Origin of the sequence: Pseudomonas sp. NPDC096925 (assembly GCF_044762545.1) — a bacterium.
Taxonomy (GTDB): domain Bacteria; phylum Pseudomonadota; class Gammaproteobacteria; order Pseudomonadales; family Pseudomonadaceae; genus Aquipseudomonas.
Genome location: NZ_JBIWEM010000002.1, coordinates 818,566 through 834,192 on the forward strand (window position 1 = coordinate 818,566; position 15,627 = coordinate 834,192).

The following is a 15,627-nucleotide window of genomic DNA, read 5'->3' on the forward strand; positions in this document are numbered from 1 at the left end:
GGAGAAACGGCCATGCCTGCATCGGCCAATGAAGTGGTGCTCACCGCCAGCGGGCTGGGCAAGACCTACGCCCAGCCCGTGCTCGGCGAGGTCAGCCTGAACCTGCGGGCGGGTGAAGTGCTGGCCCTGACCGGCGAGAACGGCGCGGGCAAGAGCACCCTGTCCAAGCTCATCAGTGGCCTGGAAACCCCAACAACCGGGCACATGCGCTACCGCGGCCAGGCCTACGCACCCGGCAGCCGCAGCGAGGCCGAGCGCCTCGGCGTGCGCATGGTCATGCAGGAGCTGAACCTGCTGCCCACGCTGACCGTGGCGGAAAACCTGTTCCTCGACAACCTGCCCGGCCGTTTCGGCTGGATCAGCCAGAAGCGCCTGCGCCAACTGGCCACGGCCGCCATGGCCCAGGTCGGCCTCGACGCCATCGACCCGGATACCCCGGTCGGCGAGCTGGGCATCGGCCACCAGCAGATGGTCGAGATCGCCCGCAACCTGATCGGCGACTGCCATGTGCTGATCTTCGACGAGCCCACCGCCATGCTCACCGCGCGCGAGGTGGAGCTGCTGTTTACCCAGATCGAACGCCTGCGCCAACGTGGCGTGGCCATTGTCTACATCTCGCACCGCCTGGAAGAACTGCAGCGCGTGGCCCAGCGCATCGTCGTGCTGCGCGACGGCAAGCTGGTGTGCGACGAGCCGATCCAGCGTTACAGCAGCGCCGAACTGGTCAATCTGATGGTCGGCCGCGAGCTGGGCGAGCATATCGACCTGGGCCGCCGGCAGATCGGCGCGCCGCTGCTCAAGGTCGACAAGCTCAGCCGAGCCGACAAGGTGCGTGAAGTGTCGTTCGAGGTCAGGGCAGGGGAGATCTTCGGCATCTCCGGCCTGATCGGTGCCGGCCGTACCGAACTGTTGCGCCTGATCTACGGTGCCGACCGCGCCGACAGCGGCAGCATCGCCCTTGGCCAGCCACCGCAGGCGGTCACCATCGATTCGCCCAGGGCTGCCGTACAGGCCGGTATCGCCCTGATCACCGAAGACCGCAAAGGCGAAGGCCTGCTGCTGACGCAGTCGATCAGCGCCAACATCGCCCTGGGCAACCTCGGCGCGGTATCGCGGGCCGGTGTGCTCGATGGCGAGGCCGAAAGGGCCTTGGCCGAGCGCCAGATCCAGGCCATGCGCATTCGCAGTGCAGGCCCGCAGCAAGTGGTGGGCGAGCTGTCTGGCGGCAACCAGCAGAAGGTAGTGATCGGCCGCTGGCTGGAGCGCGACTGCCAGGTGCTGCTGTTCGACGAGCCCACCCGTGGCATCGACGTTGGCGCCAAGTTCGACATCTATGGCCTGCTGGCCGAACTGGCGCGCCAGGGCAAGGCCCTGGTGGTGGTGTCCAGCGACCTGCGCGAGCTGATGCTGATCTGCGACCGCATCGCCGTGCTGTCGGCCGGCCGCCTGATCGACACCTTCGAGCGTGACCATTGGAGCCAGGACCAGCTGCTGGCCGCGGCCTTTGCCGGTTATCAGAAACGTGACGCACTGCTGCATGACGCAGCTCCCAGGATGGATGCATGAAAACCACCCCACTCGACAGCCAAGGCGCCGCACCGGTGCGCCGCAGTGGTACCTATTTTGGCCTGGGTACCTACCTGGGCCTGGCCGGCGCCTTGCTGGCGATGATCGTGCTGTTCTCGTTCCTCAGCAGCCACTTCTGGTCGTACAACACCTTCAGTACCCTGGCCAACCAGATCCCCGACCTGATGGTGCTGGCGGTGGGCATGACTTTCGTGCTGATCATCGGCGGCATCGACCTGTCGGTGGGCTCGGTGCTGGCGCTGGCAGCCTCCACGGTCAGCGTGGCGATCCTCGGCTGGGGCTGGGGCGTGCTGCCTTCGGCCCTGCTGGGCATGGCCGTGGCCGCGCTGGCCGGCAGCATTACCGGCGGCGTCACCGTGGCCTGGCGCATTCCGTCGTTCATCGTCTCGCTCGGCGTGCTGGAAATGGCCCGCGGCCTGGCCTACCAGTTCACCGACTCGCGCACCGCCTATATCGGCGATGCCTATGCCTGGTTCTCCAACCCCATCGCATTCGGCATCTCGCCGGCGTTCATCATCGCCTTGCTGGTGATCGTGCTGGCCCAGTTGGTGCTGACCCGCACGGTATTCGGCCGCTACCTGATCGGCATCGGCACCAACGAAGAAGCCGTGCGCCTGGCCGGTATCGACCCGCGCCCGTACAAGGTGCTGGTATTCGCCCTGATGGGCCTGCTCGCCGGCCTGGCCGCGCTGTTCCAGATCTCGCGGCTGGAAGCGGCCGACCCGAATGCCGGCTCCGGCCTGGAGCTGCAGGTGATCGCCGCCGTGGTAATTGGCGGCACCAGCCTGATGGGCGGGCGTGGCTCGGTCATCAGCACCTTCTTTGGCGTGCTGATCATTTCGGTGCTGGCCGCCGGGCTGGCCCAGATCGGTGCCAGCGAACCGACCAAACGCATCATCACCGGGGCGGTGATCGTCATCGCCGTGGTGCTCGACACTTACCGTAGCCGGCGTGCAGGCCGGCGGAACTGAGAACATGGCAACCATCAAAGACGTCGCGGCACTGGCGGGTATTTCATACACCACCGTGTCCCATGTGCTGAACAAGACCCGGCCGGTGAGCGAGCAGGTGCGGCTGAAAGTCGAAGCCGCCATCGCCGAACTCGATTATGTGCCCAGCGCCGTGGCCCGTTCGTTGAAGGCGCGCAGCACGGCCACCATCGGCTTGCTGGTACCCAACAGCGTCAACCCGTACTTCGCCGAACTGGCGCGGGGCATCGAAGACGCCTGCGAACGCAACGGCTACTGCGTGATCCTGTGCAACTCCGACGACAACCCGCAGAAGCAGCGCAGCTACCTGCGCGTGCTGCTGGAAAAACGCATCGACGGCCTGGTGGTGGCCTCGGTGGGCCAGGACAGCGACCTGCTGCAAAGCCTGGCTGGCGTGCGCACGCCAATGGTGATCGTCGACCGCGAACTGGACGGCGTCGATGCCGACCTGGTGCGCATCGACCACGAGCAGGGCGCCTACCTGGCCACCCAGCACCTGCTGGAGCTTGGCCACCGCGACATCGCCTACATCGGCGGCCCCGCCGAGACCGGGGTTACCCAGCTGCGCCTGAGCGGCTTCCGCCGCGCCATGGCCGAGGCCGGCGCAGCGGTGCTGGGCAACCGCGTGCTGCACTGCGACTTCACCAGCCCGGGCGGCCATGCAGCGGCAACCCGGTTGCTGGAGGGCAAGCGGCCCACGGCGATTTTCGCCGGCAACGACATGATCGGTTTCGGCGTGCTGCGCGCCGCGGCCGAACGCAACATCAACGTACCCGCCGAGCTGTCGGTGATCGGCTTCGACGACATCGAACTCAGCCGTTATGTGTACCCGCCGTTGACCACGGTGGGCCAGTCGATCCGCGCGTTGGGCGAGAGCGCCGCGTCGCTGTTGCTGGCGCGTATCGGCACGCCTCGGCAGGGCGCGGCAGAGCAACGTATCGTCGCCCCGCGCATCGTGCTGCGCGAGTCCACCGGGCCGCGCCCGGACCTGTTCAACGATTACCGCTAATGCTAAGGAAATGTCATGAATGCCAAGGTCGTGGTAGTCGGTAGCCTCAACATGGACCTGGTGGCCCGCGCCCAGCGCCTGCCCCGGGCCGGCGAAACACTCCCCGGCGAAAGCTTTTTCACCGTGCCGGGCGGCAAGGGGGCCAACCAGGCGGTGGCCGTGGCGCGCCTGGGTGGCAGCGTGGCGATGATCGGCAACGTCGGCGACGATGATTATGGCCGGCAACTGCACCGGGCCTTGTATGTGGAAGGCATCGACTGCCAGGGCGTTACCACCTGCTCGGGCGTGTCCAGCGGTGTGGCGCTGATTACCGTCGATGCCGCCAGCCAGAACTGCATCGTCATCATCCCCGGTGGCAACGGCCTGCTGACGCCGCAGTCGGTGCAGCGTTTCGATGCACTGCTGCAGGCGGCCGAGGTGATCATCTGCCAGCTGGAAGTGCCGGCCGACACCGTGGCCTGGACCCTGGCCAGGGGGCATGAACTGGGCAAGCGGGTGATCCTCAACCCGGCGCCGGCGACCGGCACCTTGCCAGCGGACTGGTTCGCCCACATCGACTACCTGACACCCAACGAAAGCGAGGCCGAGGCCCTGACCGGCGTGGCAGTGACCGACCTGGACAGTGCCCGGCGCGCCGGCGAGCGCTTGCTGCAGCTGGGCGCGGGCAAAGTGATCATTACCCTGGGCGCGCAAGGGGCCTTGCAGGTCACGGCCAAGGGCCACCAGCATTTCCCTGCACCGGTGGTGCAGCCGCTGGACACCACTGCAGCCGGCGACACCTTCATCGGTGGCTTTGCCGCTGGCCTGGTACGCGGCCTGGGGGAGGGCGAAGCCATCACCTTCGGCCAGCGCGCCGCAGCCCTGTCGGTCACCCGCGCTGGTGCCCAGCCGTCCATTCCCTACCTGGCGGAGCTTGCGCCATGAAGAAAACCCCACTGCTGAACGTCGCCCTGTCGCGGACCATCGCCGGCATGGGACATGGTGACATCCTGGTGATCGGCGATGCCGGGCTGCCGGTGCCGCCGGGGGTCGAACTGATCGACCTGGCCGTTACGCCTGGGTTGCCGGATTTCGCCAGCGTGTTGCGGGCCGTGCTGAGCGAGTTGCAGGTGGAGCGGCATGTGCTGGCCGAAGAGATGCAGAAGGTGGTGCCGCCGGCGCTGGTCGAGATCGAGCGGCTGAAGGGCAAGCTGGGCAAGCGTGAATGGCTGAGCCATGAAGATTTCAAAGTACTGTCGCGCAGTGCCCGTGCGGTCGTGCGCACTGGCGAATGCCAGCCCTACAGCAACATCGCGCTGATTTCCGGCGTGACTTTCTAGCCCGTCGCCCCCTGTGGGAGCGGGTTCACCCGCGAACACCGGCGAAACCGGTGCCATCCACCGCGCTGCCTCCTTCGCGGGTAAACCCGCTCCCACAGGGATTTGCGGTGTACCAGGAATACCAATCCAGGCAACAGGAGTGCCACCCATGCTCAAACCCCTGCTACAAGGAATCGCCCTCATGGCCGCAGCCACCACCCTCCAGGCCGCCCCCATCGACCTGATCATCGACACCGACCCCGGCGCCGACGACGTGGTCGCGCTGTTCCTGGCCATGGCCTCGCCCGACGAGCTCAAGATCCGCGCCATCACCACCGTGGCCGGCAATGTGCGCCTGGACAAAACCTCGCGCAACGCCCGCCTGGCTCGCGAATGGGCCGGCCGCGAAGACATCCCCGTGTACGCCGGCGCCGCACGCCCGCTGGTGCGCAAGCCGATCTACGCCGCCGACGTCCACGGCGAAGAAGGCCTCACCGGCATCCAGGTCCACGAACCGAAAGCGCCGCTAGCCCAGGGCAACGCAGTGCAATACCTTGTCGACACCCTGGGCGCCGCCAAACCCCACAGCATCACCATCGCCATGCTCGGCCCGCAGACCAATCTGGCCCTGGCGCTGATCCAGCGCCCGGACATCGCCAAAGGCATCAAGCAAGTGGTGGTCATGGGCGGCGCCCATTTCAACGGCGGCAACATCACCCCGGCGGCGGAATTCAACCTCTATGCCGACCCGCATGCCGCTGAAGTGGTGCTGGCCAGCGGCGTGCAGCTGACCTACCTGCCGCTGGACGTCACCCACAAGCTGCTGACCAGCGACGCCCGCCTCAAGCAACTGGCAGCGGTGAACAACCAGGCCAGCAAACGGGTAGTGGATATCCTCAACGCCTATATCACCCACGACATGGACCTGTACGGCATGCCCGGTGGCCCGGTGCACGACGCCAGCGTGATCGCCTACCTGCTCAAGCCCGAGCTTTTCAGCGGCCGGCGCATCCATATGAGCATCGACAGCCGCGAAGGCCCCAGCTTCGGCCAGACCCTTGCCGACTGGTATGGCGTGCTAAAGCAGCCGGCCAACGTGATGTGGGTGGAGCAGGGCGATGCCCAGGGCCTGTTCGACCTGCTCAGCGCCCGTTTGGCGCGATTGGAATAGCCGTGTGCGGCGCGAAGCGCTCGAACACCTGGTCGATGAAGCTGCGTGCCGCCTCGGCGCCGCGATCGCGCACCAGCAGGTCGATGGCAATCAACAGCAATTCTTCCGGTGTGCCAGGGCTGTACGCGCTCTGGCCCTCGGCCCATTTGACCTTGATATCGGCATCGATGCTGTGGCTGCTCATGAAAGGCTCTCGCTTGGGGCCCAGGACGAAGGGGCGAACACCTGACCCTGGTGTTCGATGGAGGCGGGGTGCGCTCCACTTCTGGCACTAAATCATGACTTTGCGTCAGTGACGTTGCGGCTTAAGCATATGGCAAACGCAGCGGGTTGTGCAAAATCCGGTCACGATTGCGTTTTCGCCTCTGTCGGCGAGTTCAGGCAGACTTGACCGGTTTTGCAACAAATGATGAGTGGAACTGTCGGATCAGACAGTTCCCGGACCGATTTAGGAGGCTTCATGTTCCGTACCCGTGCTTACCTGGCAACCCTGGCGGTGGCTGCTGTCCTGGCTGGTTGCAGCACTGGTGGCAATTCTGCTGGTGGCGCTGCGCCGGCAGGCAACGACGGCCGCTGCGAAGCCAGTGGCGCCGATTTTGCCATTGGCAAGCCAGCCAGCGCCGAGCTGCTGGAGCAGGCGCGCAAGGCCAGTGGCTCGCAGATGGCACGCATTCTCAAGCCGCACGACGTGGTCACCCTGGAGTACCGCTCCGAGCGCCTGAACCTGAATGTGGACGAGCAGGGCAAGGTGATTCGCGTCAACTGCGGTTGATACGCGGTCCTTGTGGGAGTGGCCTTGTGTCGCGATAGGGCCGCAAAGCGGCCCCGGCCATTGATGCTGCGAAGCTGAAAACCTTGGGGCCGCTACGCGCCCCTTTCGCGACACAAGGCCGCTCCCACAAAAAAAGCCGCGCCCGCATGGCCAACCCCGTCAGCCCATGCAGCACCCATAAAAAAACCCGCCACAAGGGCGGGTTTTTTTACAGCTATCCGAATTACTCCGGACGAACCTGTGCAGCCTGCATGCCCTTCTGGCCGCGCTCGGCGACGAAGGAAACAGTCTGGCCTTCTTTCAGGCTCTTGAAGCCGTCAGATTCGATGGCCTTGAAGTGAACGAACAGGTCGTCGCCGCCGCCTGCTGGGGTGATGAAGCCGTAGCCTTTCTCATCATTGAACCATTTGACGGTGCCTTGTTGGCGATTGGACATGGGTGAATCTCCAGAACATTTAGTTTTTTCAGTGGTGCAATGCGGCCGAGGCTACGGAGCACGGGACACATCATAGTCTAATTCTGCGCATCTAGCGCCTTTTACCTTCGCAGGATATTGATCCAGCGCAAAGAATGGCTGGCCTGCTCTGGCTTTAAGGTTTCAGCTCTTCGGTGCGCAGGCCTGTTTCACGACCGTCTGGGCCTTCTGCATCAGCTTGGCGTCCACGCCATCGTTGCTGTCGAGGTCGGCAATCTCCGCGTCGGTGAAATTCTTTTTGATGGTTTGCGCACCACAGTCGCAGTGTTTTTTCGCGGCCGCAGCATCAACGCCTTGGCCTTGAGCCACTTGCGTGCACTGGGTCATGTAGGCGGCTTCCTTCCCGGCCGGGAAGTTGCCGGCGTTCGCAGCCATGGGCAGCAGCAGGGCCGCAGCGGCTGCCAGGGTCAGAAGAGATGGAACTCGCATAACCAGTTACTCCTTGGGTTAAGGTCACATCAAGAGTAGGTTGCTTCCCAAGGTCTGATAGGAATTTTTCCGTGTAAGTTCAGCCGAAGTCTGTAATTTCCAAATATTTCTGCCTGCCACGCAACCTGCGTGCTAGCATGCCCGGCTTGCAGCTGACAACGTGCAGCTTGCAGCAATCTTTTTTCTTTCCAGTCACTCTGGTTCGTCCCTGACAAGCCGAAAGGCTTCTGCCGCTGTGAGGCAGGCTTCCCACCGAGGAAGGCAGGTCGGATCTTGTACTGGCTCATCCCAACCCACGTGACCTTTGGTAGGGGTCACCACTAGGAGAGGAGGCGCCATGCCCGTTATTACTCTTCCCGATGGCAGTCAACGTTCGTTCGATCACGCCGTATCCGTAGCCGAAGTCGCCGCTTCCATCGGCGCCGGCCTGGCCAAGGCCACCGTGGCCGGCAAGGTCGACGGCAAACTGGTCGATGCCTGCGACCTGATCAGCAACGACGCCACCCTGCAGATCATCACCCCTAAAGATGAAGAGGGACTGGAGATCATCCGTCACTCGTGCGCCCACCTGGTCGGCCACGCGGTGAAGCAGCTGTACCCGACCGCCAAGATGGTGATCGGCCCGGTCATCGACGAAGGCTTCTACTACGACATCGCCTACGAGCGCCCCTTCACCCCTGAAGACATGGCCGCCATCGAAAAGCGCATGATGGAGCTGATCGACAAGGACTACGACGTCATCAAGAAGATGACCCCGCGTGCCGAAGTCATCGACGTGTTCAAGGCCCGTGGCGAAGACTACAAGCTGCGCCTGGTCGAAGACATGCCGGACGAGCAGGCCATGGGCCTGTACTACCACGAAGAATACGTCGACATGTGCCGTGGCCCGCACGTGCCGAACACCCGCTTCCTCAAGGCGTTCAAGCTGACCAAGCTGTCCGGCGCCTACTGGCGCGGTGATGCCAAGAACGAGCAGCTGCAACGCGTGTACGGCACCGCCTGGGCCGACAAGAAGCAGCTGGCGGCGTACATCCAGCGCATCGAAGAAGCCGAAAAACGCGACCACCGCAAGATCGGCAAGCAGCTCGACCTGTTCCACCTGCAGGAAGAAGCCCCGGGCATGGTGTTCTGGCACGCCAACGGCTGGACCGTGTACCAGGTACTCGAGCAGTACATGCGCCAGGTCCAGCGCGTCAACGGCTACCAGGAAATCAAGACCCCGCAGGTTGTCGACCGTATCCTCTGGGAGCGCTCCGGCCACTGGTCCAACTACGCCGAGAACATGTTCACCACTTCGTCGGAAAGCCGTGACTACGCGGTAAAACCGATGAACTGCCCGTGCCACGTGCAGGTGTTCAACCAGGGCCTGAAGAGCTACCGCGACCTGCCGCTGCGCCTGGCCGAGTTCGGTGCCTGCCACCGTAACGAGCCGTCCGGCGCCCTGCACGGCATCATGCGCGTGCGTGGCTTCGTGCAGGACGACGCGCACATCTTCTGCACCGAAGAACAGGTGAAGAAAGAAGCCGCCGACTTCATCAAGCTGACCCTGGACGTGTACAAGGACTTCGGCTTCACCGACATCGCCATGAAGCTGTCGACCCGCCCGGCCAAGCGCGTGGGCTCCGAAGAGCTGTGGGACCGGGCCGAAGGTGCACTGGCCGACGCCTTGAACGAATCGGGCCTGGAGTGGGAATACCAGCCGGGCGAGGGCGCCTTCTACGGCCCGAAGATCGAGTTCACCCTGCGCGACTGCCTCGGCCGTAACTGGCAATGCGGTACCCTGCAGTACGACCCGAACCTGCCAGAGCGCCTGGATGCCAGCTATATCGCCGAAGATAACAGCCGTGTTCGCCCGGTCATGCTGCACCGCGCCATCCTCGGTTCGTTCGAACGCTTCATCGGCATGCTGATCGAGCATTACGCTGGCGTGTTCCCGGCCTGGCTGGCACCTACCCAGGCCGTGATCATGAACATCACCGACAAGCAGGCCGATTTCGCCCTCGAGGTGGAAAATACCCTGAACGGTAGCGGTTTCCGTGCCAAGTCGGACTTGAGAAATGAGAAGATCGGCTTTAAAATCCGCGAGCATACTTTGCTCAAGGTCCCGTACCTTTTGGTTATAGGGGATCGCGAAGTCGAAACGCAGACCGTCGCAGTACGCACCCGTGAAGGCAAAGACCTCGGCTCCATGCCGGTGGCTGAATTCACGCAGCTGCTCAACAGCGCTGTCGCCCAGCGCGGTCGCCTAGAATCGGAGTAATGACTATTAAGCGTGAAATGAGAAACGATAAACGAACTGCACCGAAAGCCCCGATCAACGAGAATATCTCGGCACGCGAGGTTCGGTTAATTGGCGCTGACGGCGAGCAGATTGGCATCGTCTCGATTGATGAAGCGCTTCGTATCGCTGATGAAGCGAAGCTGGATCTGGTGGAGATCTCCGCCGACGCGCAACCGCCCGTCTGCAAGGTGATGGACTACGGCAAGCACCTCTTCGAGAAGAAGAAGCAGGCCAACGAAGCCAAGAAAAACCAGAAGCAGATCCAGATCAAAGAAATCAAGTTTCGTCCAGGGACGGAAGAAGGGGATTACCAGGTAAAACTACGCAACCTGGTACGTTTCCTTACCGATGGGGACAAGGCCAAGATCTCTCTGAGATTCCGCGGCCGTGAGATGGCCCACCAGGAGCTGGGCATGGAACTGTTGAAGCGGGTCGAAGCCGACCTCGCCGAATACGGCTCCGTTGAGCAGCATCCGAAGATGGAAGGACGCCAGCTTATGATGGTCATCGCCCCCAAAAAGAAGAAGTAATCTCCCGGGCACGGCAGGCCTGATGATTATTGTGTAATTTTATCGAATGCGGAGTTCCAACATGCCAAAAATGAAAACCAAGAGCGGTGCTGCGAAGCGCTTCCTGAAGACCGCTTCCGGCTTCAAGCACAAGCACGCTTTCAAGAGCCACATCCTGACCAAAATGTCGACCAAGCGTAAGCGTCAACTGCGCGGTGCCAGCCTGCTGCACCCGTCTGACGTGGCAAAAGTCGAGCGCATGCTGCGCGTACGTTAATTCTGGTTTAGATAGAGGAAGTTACTCATGGCTCGTGTTAAGCGTGGCGTCATCGCTCGTAAGCGTCACAAGAAAATTCTGAAACTGGCTAAAGGCTACTACGGTGCACGCTCGCGCGTATTCCGCGTTGCCAAGCAGGCTGTCATCAAGGCAGGTCAATATGCCTACCGTGACCGTCGTCAGAAGAAGCGTCAGTTCCGCGCACTGTGGATCGCTCGTATCAACGCCGGTGCCCGCACCAACGGTCTGTCCTACAGCCGTCTGATTGCTGGCCTGAAAAAGGCTTCGATCGAAATCGACCGTAAGGTTCTGGCCGATCTGGCAGTGAACGAAAAAGCGGCGTTTGCTGCGATTGTCGAGAAAGCTAAAGCCGTTCTGGCTTAAGTACCCGCGACAATCACCCGGCGGCGCTAGCGCCGTCGGGCATTGAACGTCATCGATAGGGGAAGAGCCTTCAAAGCTCTTCCCCTATTTTCGTATCTGGAGTCTGTACATGGAAAACCTGGATGCGTTGGTCTCCCAAGCCCTAGAGGCCGTGGAGCGCGCTGAAGACATCAATACCCTGGAACAGATCCGGGTGAATTATCTCGGCAAGAAAGGCGAGCTGACCCAGGTGATGAAGACCCTGGGCAACCTGCCAGCCGAAGAGCGGCCGAAAGTCGGCGCGCTGATCAACGACGCCAAAGAGCGCGTCACCGTTGTGCTCAATGCCCGCAAGGCCGCCTTCGAAGAAGCCGAGCTCAGCGCTCGCCTGGCTGCTGAATGCATTGACGTCACCCTGCCAGGCCGCGGCCAGGCCACCGGTGGCCTGCACCCGATCACCCGTACACTCGAGCGCATCGAGCAGTTCTTCACCCACATCGGCTACGGCATCGCCGAAGGCCCAGAGGTGGAAGACGACTACCACAACTTCGAAGCGCTCAACATCCCCGGCCACCACCCGGCCCGGGCGATGCACGACACCTTCTACTTCAATGCCAACATGCTGCTGCGCACCCACACCTCGCCGGTGCAGGTGCGGACCATGGAGTCCACCCAGCCGCCCATCCGCATTGTCTGCCCGGGCCGCGTATACCGCTGCGACTCGGATATCACCCACTCGCCGATGTTCCACCAGGTCGAAGGCCTGCTGATCGATCGCGATATCAACTTCGCCGACCTCAAGGGCACCATCGAAGAGTTCCTGCGCGTGTTCTTCGAAAAAGAACTGGCGGTACGTTTCCGCCCATCGTTCTTCCCCTTCACCGAGCCGTCCGCCGAAGTCGACATCCAGTGCGTGATGTGTTCCGGCAAAGGCTGCCGCGTGTGCAAGCAGACCGGCTGGCTGGAAGTGATGGGCTGCGGCATGGTGCACCCGAACGTGCTGCGCATGTCCGGCATCGACCCTGAAGAGTTCCAGGGCTTCGCCTTCGGCATGGGCGCCGAGCGCCTGGCCATGCTGCGCTACGGCGTCAACGATTTGCGTCTGTTCTTCGATAACGACCTGCGGTTCCTTGCCCAATTCCGCTAGGCCCAATCGACGCACATTCTAGGAGAACAGCATGAAATTCAGTGAACAGTGGCTGCGCGGTTGGGTAAACCCGCAAGTCTCCCGTGACGAACTGGTCGCCCGCCTGTCCATGGCCGGCCTCGAAGTCGACAGCGTTACCCCCGCTGCCGGCCAGTTCAGCGGCATCGTCGTGGGCGAAATCCTCGCCACCGAACAACACCCGGACGCCGACAAGCTGCGCGTGTGCCAGGTAAGCAACGGCCAGGAAACCTTCCAGGTCGTGTGCGGCGCCCCTAACGCCCGCCCAGGCATCAAGATCCCGTTCGCCATGATCGGCGCCGAACTGCCGGGCGACTTCAAGATCAAGAAGGCCAAGCTGCGCGGCGTCGAGTCCTTCGGCATGCTGTGCTCGGCTGCCGAGCTGCAGATCAGCGAAGAGAACGACGGCCTGCTCGAGCTGGCTGCCGACGCCCCGGTTGGCGAAGACATTCGCCAGTACCTGAGCCTGGACGACGCCAGCATCGAAATCGGCCTCACTCCCAACCGCGGTGACTGCCTGTCCATCGCCGGCCTGGCCCGCGACGTCAGCGCCCTGTACGACACCCCGGTCACCCGCCCGGTAGTGCCAGCCGTACCGGCTGCCCACGACGAAGTGCGCCCGGTCGAAGTCAGCGCCCCGGCTGCCTGCCCACGTTACCTGGGCCGCGTCATCCGCAACGTCGACCTGAGCAAGCCGACCCCACTGTGGATGGTCGAACGCCTGCGCCGCAGCGACGTGCGCAGCATCGACGCCGCCGTCGACATCACCAACTACGTGATGCTCGAACTCGGCCAGCCGATGCACGCCTTCGACCTGGCAGAAATCAACGGCGGCATCCGCGTACGCATGGCTGAAGAGGGCGAGAAGCTCGTCCTGCTCGACGGCCAGGAAGTTGCCCTGCGCGCCGACACCCTGGTGATCGCCGACCACACCCGCGCCCTGGCCATCGCCGGCGTCATGGGTGGCGAGCACAGCGGTGTGAACACCGAAAAAACCCGCGACCTGTTCCTCGAAAGCGCCTTCTTCGAGCCGATCTCCGTCGCCGGTAAAGCCCGTTCCTACGGCCTGCACACCGACGCCTCGCACCGCTACGAGCGCGGCGTGGACTCGCAGCTGGCCCGCGAAGCCATGGAGCGCGCCACCCAGCTGCTGCTGGACATCGTCGGCGGCGAAGCCGGCCCGGTCGTCGAAGCCGTCAGCGAACAGCACCTGCCGCAAGTGGCCCCGGTCACCCTGCGCGCCGAACGCATCACCCAGATGCTCGGCATGGAAATGGACCCAGCCCAGGTCGAGCAACTGCTCAACGCCCTGGAGCTGACCACGACTCGCGATGGCGGCTCCGAAGGTGTAGCGCAGTGGACCGTCAACGTCCCAAGCCACCGCTTCGACATCAGCCTGGAAGTGGACCTGATCGAAGAGCTGGCCCGCCTGTACGGCTACAACAACCTGCCGGTTCGCTACCCGCAAGCCCGCCTGGCCCCACAGGGTAAGCCGGAAACCCGCGGTGACCTGCCGACCCTGCGCCGCCTGCTGGTTGCCCGCGGCTACCAGGAAGCCATCACCTACAGCTTCATCGACCCGAAACTGTTCGAACTGTTCAGCCCGGGCGTAGAGCCGCTGCTGCTGGCCAACCCCATCTCCAGCGACATGGCCGCCATGCGCGCGTCCCTGTGGCCGGGCCTGGTCAAGGCACTGCAGCACAACCTGAACCGCCAGCAAGACCGCGTGCGCCTGTTCGAAAGCGGCCTGCGCTTCGTCGGCCAGCTCGGCGACCTGAAGCAGCAGCCGATGATCGCCGGCGTTGTCACCGGCAGCCGCCTGCCAGAAGGCTGGGCCAACGGCCGCGACGGCGTCGACTTCTTCGACGTGAAGGCCGACGTGGAAGCCCTGCTGGGCTACTCCGGCGCCCTGAGCGACTTCACCTTCAGCGCCGGCAAGCACCCAGCCCTGCACCCAGGCCAGACCGCCGCCATCGAGCGTGACGGCAAGCTGGTCGGCTACCTCGGCGCCATCCACCCAGAGCTGGCAAAAGCCCTGGACCTGGACCGCCCGGTGTTCCTGTTCGAGCTGGTGCTGGGCGACGTGGTCGAAGGCCGCCTGCCGAAATTCAGCGAGCTGTCCAAGTTCCCGGAAACCCGCCGCGACCTGGCTTTGATCGCAGGACGTGATGTAGCTTCTAGCGCGGTACTTGAAGTAATTCGTGACAATGCAGGCGAATGGCTCACAGACCTCAGGCTGTTTGACGTCTACCAAGGTAAAGGTATTGATCCTGATAGAAAAAGCCTTGCCGTCGGCTTGACCTGGCAGCATCCATCGCGCACTCTTAACGACGATGAGGTGAACGCCGCACTGCAAAACATCCTCACCTCGCTCGAACAAAGGTTGAACACCACGTTAAGGAAATAACGGCATGGGTGCTCTGACGAAAGCTGAGATGGCCGAAAGGCTGTACGAGGAGCTGGGGCTTAACAAGCGTGAGGCCAAGGAGCTGGTCGAGCTGTTTTTCGAAGAAATTCGGCACGCACTTGAAGAGAACGAGCAGGTCAAGCTGTCCGGTTTCGGCAACTTCGACCTTCGCGACAAACGCCAGCGGCCGGGCCGCAACCCCAAGACAGGGGAAGAAATCCCGATCACTGCACGGCGCGTCGTCACCTTTCGTCCAGGGCAGAAGTTGAAGGCCCGGGTTGAGGCCTATGCTGGAACCAAGCCATAACGACGAACTGCCCCCCATACCGGGCAAACGGTACTTCACCATTGGTGAGGTGAGTGAGCTTTGTGCGGTAAAACCGCACGTGCTGCGGTATTGGGAGCAGGAGTTCGATCAGCTCAATCCCGTGAAGCGGCGGGGGAACCGGCGGTATTATCAGCGGCAGGATGTGCTGATGATTCGCCAGATTCGTGCGCTGCTTTATGACCAGGGGTTCACCATTGGTGGGGCTCGGTTGAGGCTCTCCAGTGATGAGGCCAAGGATGAGTCGAGCCAGTACAAGCAGCTGATTCGGCAGATGATTGTCGAGTTGGAGGATGTGTTGGTGGTGTTGAAGAAGTGACCTGGGTTTTTGATGAGTGAATTTTTTTGAGAAAAAGCTTTCATTTATCAGGAGGTTAGGGTACATTCTTCAACGTTCTCGGTAGCATTGAGAACATGCTTCAAAGCCCAGTCGGGGCGTAGCGCAGCCCGGTAGCGCACTTGCATGGGGTGCAAGGGGTCGAGTGTTCGAATCACTCCGTCCCGACCATTATTTAAACGACTAAGCCACCTTCGGGTGGCTTTGTTGTTTCTGGTGCTGGCGACTTTTCG

18 protein-coding genes and 1 tRNA gene are annotated in these 15,627 nt (G+C 62.7%); 16 read left to right on the top strand and 3 right to left on the bottom strand.

Annotated elements, in window-relative coordinates:
- Positions 1-12 precede the first annotated feature (12 nt).
- From ACIQYU_RS09840 to ACIQYU_RS09865, 6 genes are all read left to right on the top strand, one after another.
- Complete coding sequence (locus ACIQYU_RS09840) at positions 13-1,566, top strand: sugar ABC transporter ATP-binding protein (protein WP_207836974.1); 1,554 nt, start codon at positions 13-15, stop codon at positions 1,564-1,566.
- A complete protein-coding gene (locus ACIQYU_RS09845) occupies positions 1,563-2,558 on the top strand; it encodes an ABC transporter permease (RefSeq protein WP_051097705.1) in 996 nt (331 codons plus the stop codon). Before ACIQYU_RS09840 ends, ACIQYU_RS09845 begins: the two co-directional genes overlap by 4 nt.
- Positions 2,559-2,562: 4 nt before the next feature.
- Complete coding sequence (locus ACIQYU_RS09850; RefSeq protein ID WP_207836962.1) at positions 2,563-3,585, top strand: LacI family DNA-binding transcriptional regulator; 1,023 nt, start codon at positions 2,563-2,565, stop codon at positions 3,583-3,585.
- 15 nt (positions 3,586-3,600) lie between these two features.
- Positions 3,601-4,509: a ribokinase gene (rbsK, locus tag ACIQYU_RS09855; RefSeq protein ID WP_402799348.1), complete on the top strand. Its 909-nt coding sequence runs from the start codon at positions 3,601-3,603 to the stop codon at positions 4,507-4,509.
- A complete protein-coding gene (gene rbsD / locus ACIQYU_RS09860) occupies positions 4,506-4,904 on the top strand; it encodes a D-ribose pyranase (RefSeq protein WP_016711344.1) in 399 nt (132 codons plus the stop codon). Before rbsK ends, rbsD begins: the two co-directional genes overlap by 4 nt.
- Before the next feature lie 148 nt (positions 4,905-5,052).
- Complete coding sequence (locus tag ACIQYU_RS09865; RefSeq protein WP_333956940.1) at positions 5,053-6,054, top strand: nucleoside hydrolase; 1,002 nt, start codon at positions 5,053-5,055, stop codon at positions 6,052-6,054.
- Here ACIQYU_RS09865 and ACIQYU_RS09870 read toward each other — a convergent pair.
- Positions 6,026-6,238, bottom strand: coding sequence for a hypothetical protein (locus tag ACIQYU_RS09870; RefSeq protein WP_063912423.1), 213 nt, complete (start codon positions 6,236-6,238; stop codon positions 6,026-6,028). The two genes, ACIQYU_RS09865 and ACIQYU_RS09870, sit on opposite strands and share 29 nt — an antisense overlap.
- A 276-nt stretch (positions 6,239-6,514) precedes the next feature.
- Between ACIQYU_RS09870 and ACIQYU_RS09875 the strand changes: the two genes are divergently transcribed.
- Positions 6,515-6,826 (top strand): I78 family peptidase inhibitor, encoded by a 312-nt coding sequence (locus tag ACIQYU_RS09875; RefSeq protein ID WP_063912422.1) that lies wholly within the window; start codon positions 6,515-6,517, stop codon positions 6,824-6,826.
- 223 nt (positions 6,827-7,049) lie between these two features.
- Here the strand turns inward: ACIQYU_RS09875 and ACIQYU_RS09880 are convergent, their stop codons facing one another.
- Positions 7,050-7,262: a cold-shock protein gene (locus ACIQYU_RS09880; protein WP_003250656.1), complete on the bottom strand. Its 213-nt coding sequence runs from the start codon at positions 7,260-7,262 to the stop codon at positions 7,050-7,052.
- Between the two features lie 162 nt (positions 7,263-7,424).
- The gene (locus ACIQYU_RS09885) at positions 7,425-7,730 is read right to left on the bottom strand and encodes a hypothetical protein (protein WP_207836943.1); all 306 of its coding nucleotides are present in this window, start codon (positions 7,728-7,730) and stop codon (positions 7,425-7,427) included.
- Positions 7,731-8,067: 337 nt separating this feature from the next.
- Between ACIQYU_RS09885 and thrS the strand changes: the two genes are divergently transcribed.
- From thrS to ACIQYU_RS09930, 9 genes are all read left to right on the top strand, one after another.
- Positions 8,068-9,990 (top strand): threonine--tRNA ligase, encoded by a 1,923-nt coding sequence (gene thrS / locus ACIQYU_RS09890; RefSeq protein WP_233686853.1) that lies wholly within the window; start codon positions 8,068-8,070, stop codon positions 9,988-9,990.
- The gene (infC, locus tag ACIQYU_RS09895) at positions 9,990-10,541 is read left to right on the top strand and encodes a translation initiation factor IF-3 (protein WP_013972005.1); all 552 of its coding nucleotides are present in this window, start codon (positions 9,990-9,992) and stop codon (positions 10,539-10,541) included. Before thrS ends, infC begins: the two co-directional genes overlap by 1 nt.
- A gap of 61 nt (positions 10,542-10,602) precedes the next feature.
- Positions 10,603-10,797, top strand: a complete 195-nt coding sequence (gene rpmI, locus ACIQYU_RS09900) for a 50S ribosomal protein L35 (RefSeq protein ID WP_003250667.1) — start codon at positions 10,603-10,605, stop codon at positions 10,795-10,797.
- Between the two features lie 27 nt (positions 10,798-10,824).
- On the top strand, positions 10,825-11,181 hold the full coding sequence (gene rplT / locus ACIQYU_RS09905) for a 50S ribosomal protein L20 (RefSeq protein ID WP_003250671.1): 357 nt from the start codon (positions 10,825-10,827) through the stop codon (positions 11,179-11,181).
- A gap of 109 nt (positions 11,182-11,290) precedes the next feature.
- Positions 11,291-12,307, top strand: coding sequence for a phenylalanine--tRNA ligase subunit alpha (pheS, locus tag ACIQYU_RS09910; protein WP_013972006.1), 1,017 nt, complete (start codon positions 11,291-11,293; stop codon positions 12,305-12,307).
- 31 nt (positions 12,308-12,338) lie between these two features.
- On the top strand, positions 12,339-14,732 hold the full coding sequence (pheT, locus tag ACIQYU_RS09915) for a phenylalanine--tRNA ligase subunit beta (RefSeq protein WP_196174551.1): 2,394 nt from the start codon (positions 12,339-12,341) through the stop codon (positions 14,730-14,732).
- A gap of 4 nt (positions 14,733-14,736) precedes the next feature.
- Positions 14,737-15,039, top strand: a complete 303-nt coding sequence (gene ihfA / locus ACIQYU_RS09920; protein ID WP_003250679.1) for an integration host factor subunit alpha — start codon at positions 14,737-14,739, stop codon at positions 15,037-15,039.
- Positions 15,020-15,376, top strand: coding sequence for a MerR family transcriptional regulator (locus tag ACIQYU_RS09925; RefSeq protein WP_003250681.1), 357 nt, complete (start codon positions 15,020-15,022; stop codon positions 15,374-15,376). The genes ihfA and ACIQYU_RS09925 overlap by 20 nt, the downstream gene beginning before the upstream one ends.
- A 112-nt stretch (positions 15,377-15,488) precedes the next feature.
- A tRNA-Pro gene (locus tag ACIQYU_RS09930) sits at positions 15,489-15,565 on the top strand.
- The last annotated feature ends 62 nt before the right edge of the window (positions 15,566-15,627 follow it).

What these genes read in the sequence shown, in the direction of transcription:
- ACIQYU_RS09840 (WP_207836974.1), top strand. Translation starts at nt 13, where the DNA reads ATGCCTGCATCGGCCAATGAAGTGGTGCTCACCGCCAGCGGGCTGGGC.
- ACIQYU_RS09845 (WP_051097705.1), top strand. Translation starts at nt 1,563, where the DNA reads ATGAAAACCACCCCACTCGACAGCCAAGGCGCCGCACCGGTGCGCCGC.
- ACIQYU_RS09850 (WP_207836962.1), top strand. Translation starts at nt 2,563, where the DNA reads ATGGCAACCATCAAAGACGTCGCGGCACTGGCGGGTATTTCATACACC.
- rbsK (WP_402799348.1), top strand. Translation starts at nt 3,601, where the DNA reads ATGAATGCCAAGGTCGTGGTAGTCGGTAGCCTCAACATGGACCTGGTG.
- rbsD (WP_016711344.1), top strand. Translation starts at nt 4,506, where the DNA reads ATGAAGAAAACCCCACTGCTGAACGTCGCCCTGTCGCGGACCATCGCC.
- ACIQYU_RS09865 (WP_333956940.1), top strand. Translation starts at nt 5,053, where the DNA reads ATGCTCAAACCCCTGCTACAAGGAATCGCCCTCATGGCCGCAGCCACC.
- ACIQYU_RS09870 (WP_063912423.1), bottom strand. Translation starts at nt 6,238, where the DNA reads ATGAGCAGCCACAGCATCGATGCCGATATCAAGGTCAAATGGGCCGAG.
- ACIQYU_RS09875 (WP_063912422.1), top strand. Translation starts at nt 6,515, where the DNA reads ATGTTCCGTACCCGTGCTTACCTGGCAACCCTGGCGGTGGCTGCTGTC.
- ACIQYU_RS09880 (WP_003250656.1), bottom strand. Translation starts at nt 7,262, where the DNA reads ATGTCCAATCGCCAACAAGGCACCGTCAAATGGTTCAATGATGAGAAA.
- ACIQYU_RS09885 (WP_207836943.1), bottom strand. Translation starts at nt 7,730, where the DNA reads ATGCGAGTTCCATCTCTTCTGACCCTGGCAGCCGCTGCGGCCCTGCTG.
- thrS (WP_233686853.1), top strand. Translation starts at nt 8,068, where the DNA reads ATGCCCGTTATTACTCTTCCCGATGGCAGTCAACGTTCGTTCGATCAC.
- infC (WP_013972005.1), top strand. Translation starts at nt 9,990, where the DNA reads ATGACTATTAAGCGTGAAATGAGAAACGATAAACGAACTGCACCGAAA.
- rpmI (WP_003250667.1), top strand. Translation starts at nt 10,603, where the DNA reads ATGCCAAAAATGAAAACCAAGAGCGGTGCTGCGAAGCGCTTCCTGAAG.
- rplT (WP_003250671.1), top strand. Translation starts at nt 10,825, where the DNA reads ATGGCTCGTGTTAAGCGTGGCGTCATCGCTCGTAAGCGTCACAAGAAA.
- pheS (WP_013972006.1), top strand. Translation starts at nt 11,291, where the DNA reads ATGGAAAACCTGGATGCGTTGGTCTCCCAAGCCCTAGAGGCCGTGGAG.
- pheT (WP_196174551.1), top strand. Translation starts at nt 12,339, where the DNA reads ATGAAATTCAGTGAACAGTGGCTGCGCGGTTGGGTAAACCCGCAAGTC.
- ihfA (WP_003250679.1), top strand. Translation starts at nt 14,737, where the DNA reads ATGGGTGCTCTGACGAAAGCTGAGATGGCCGAAAGGCTGTACGAGGAG.
- ACIQYU_RS09925 (WP_003250681.1), top strand. Translation starts at nt 15,020, where the DNA reads ATGCTGGAACCAAGCCATAACGACGAACTGCCCCCCATACCGGGCAAA.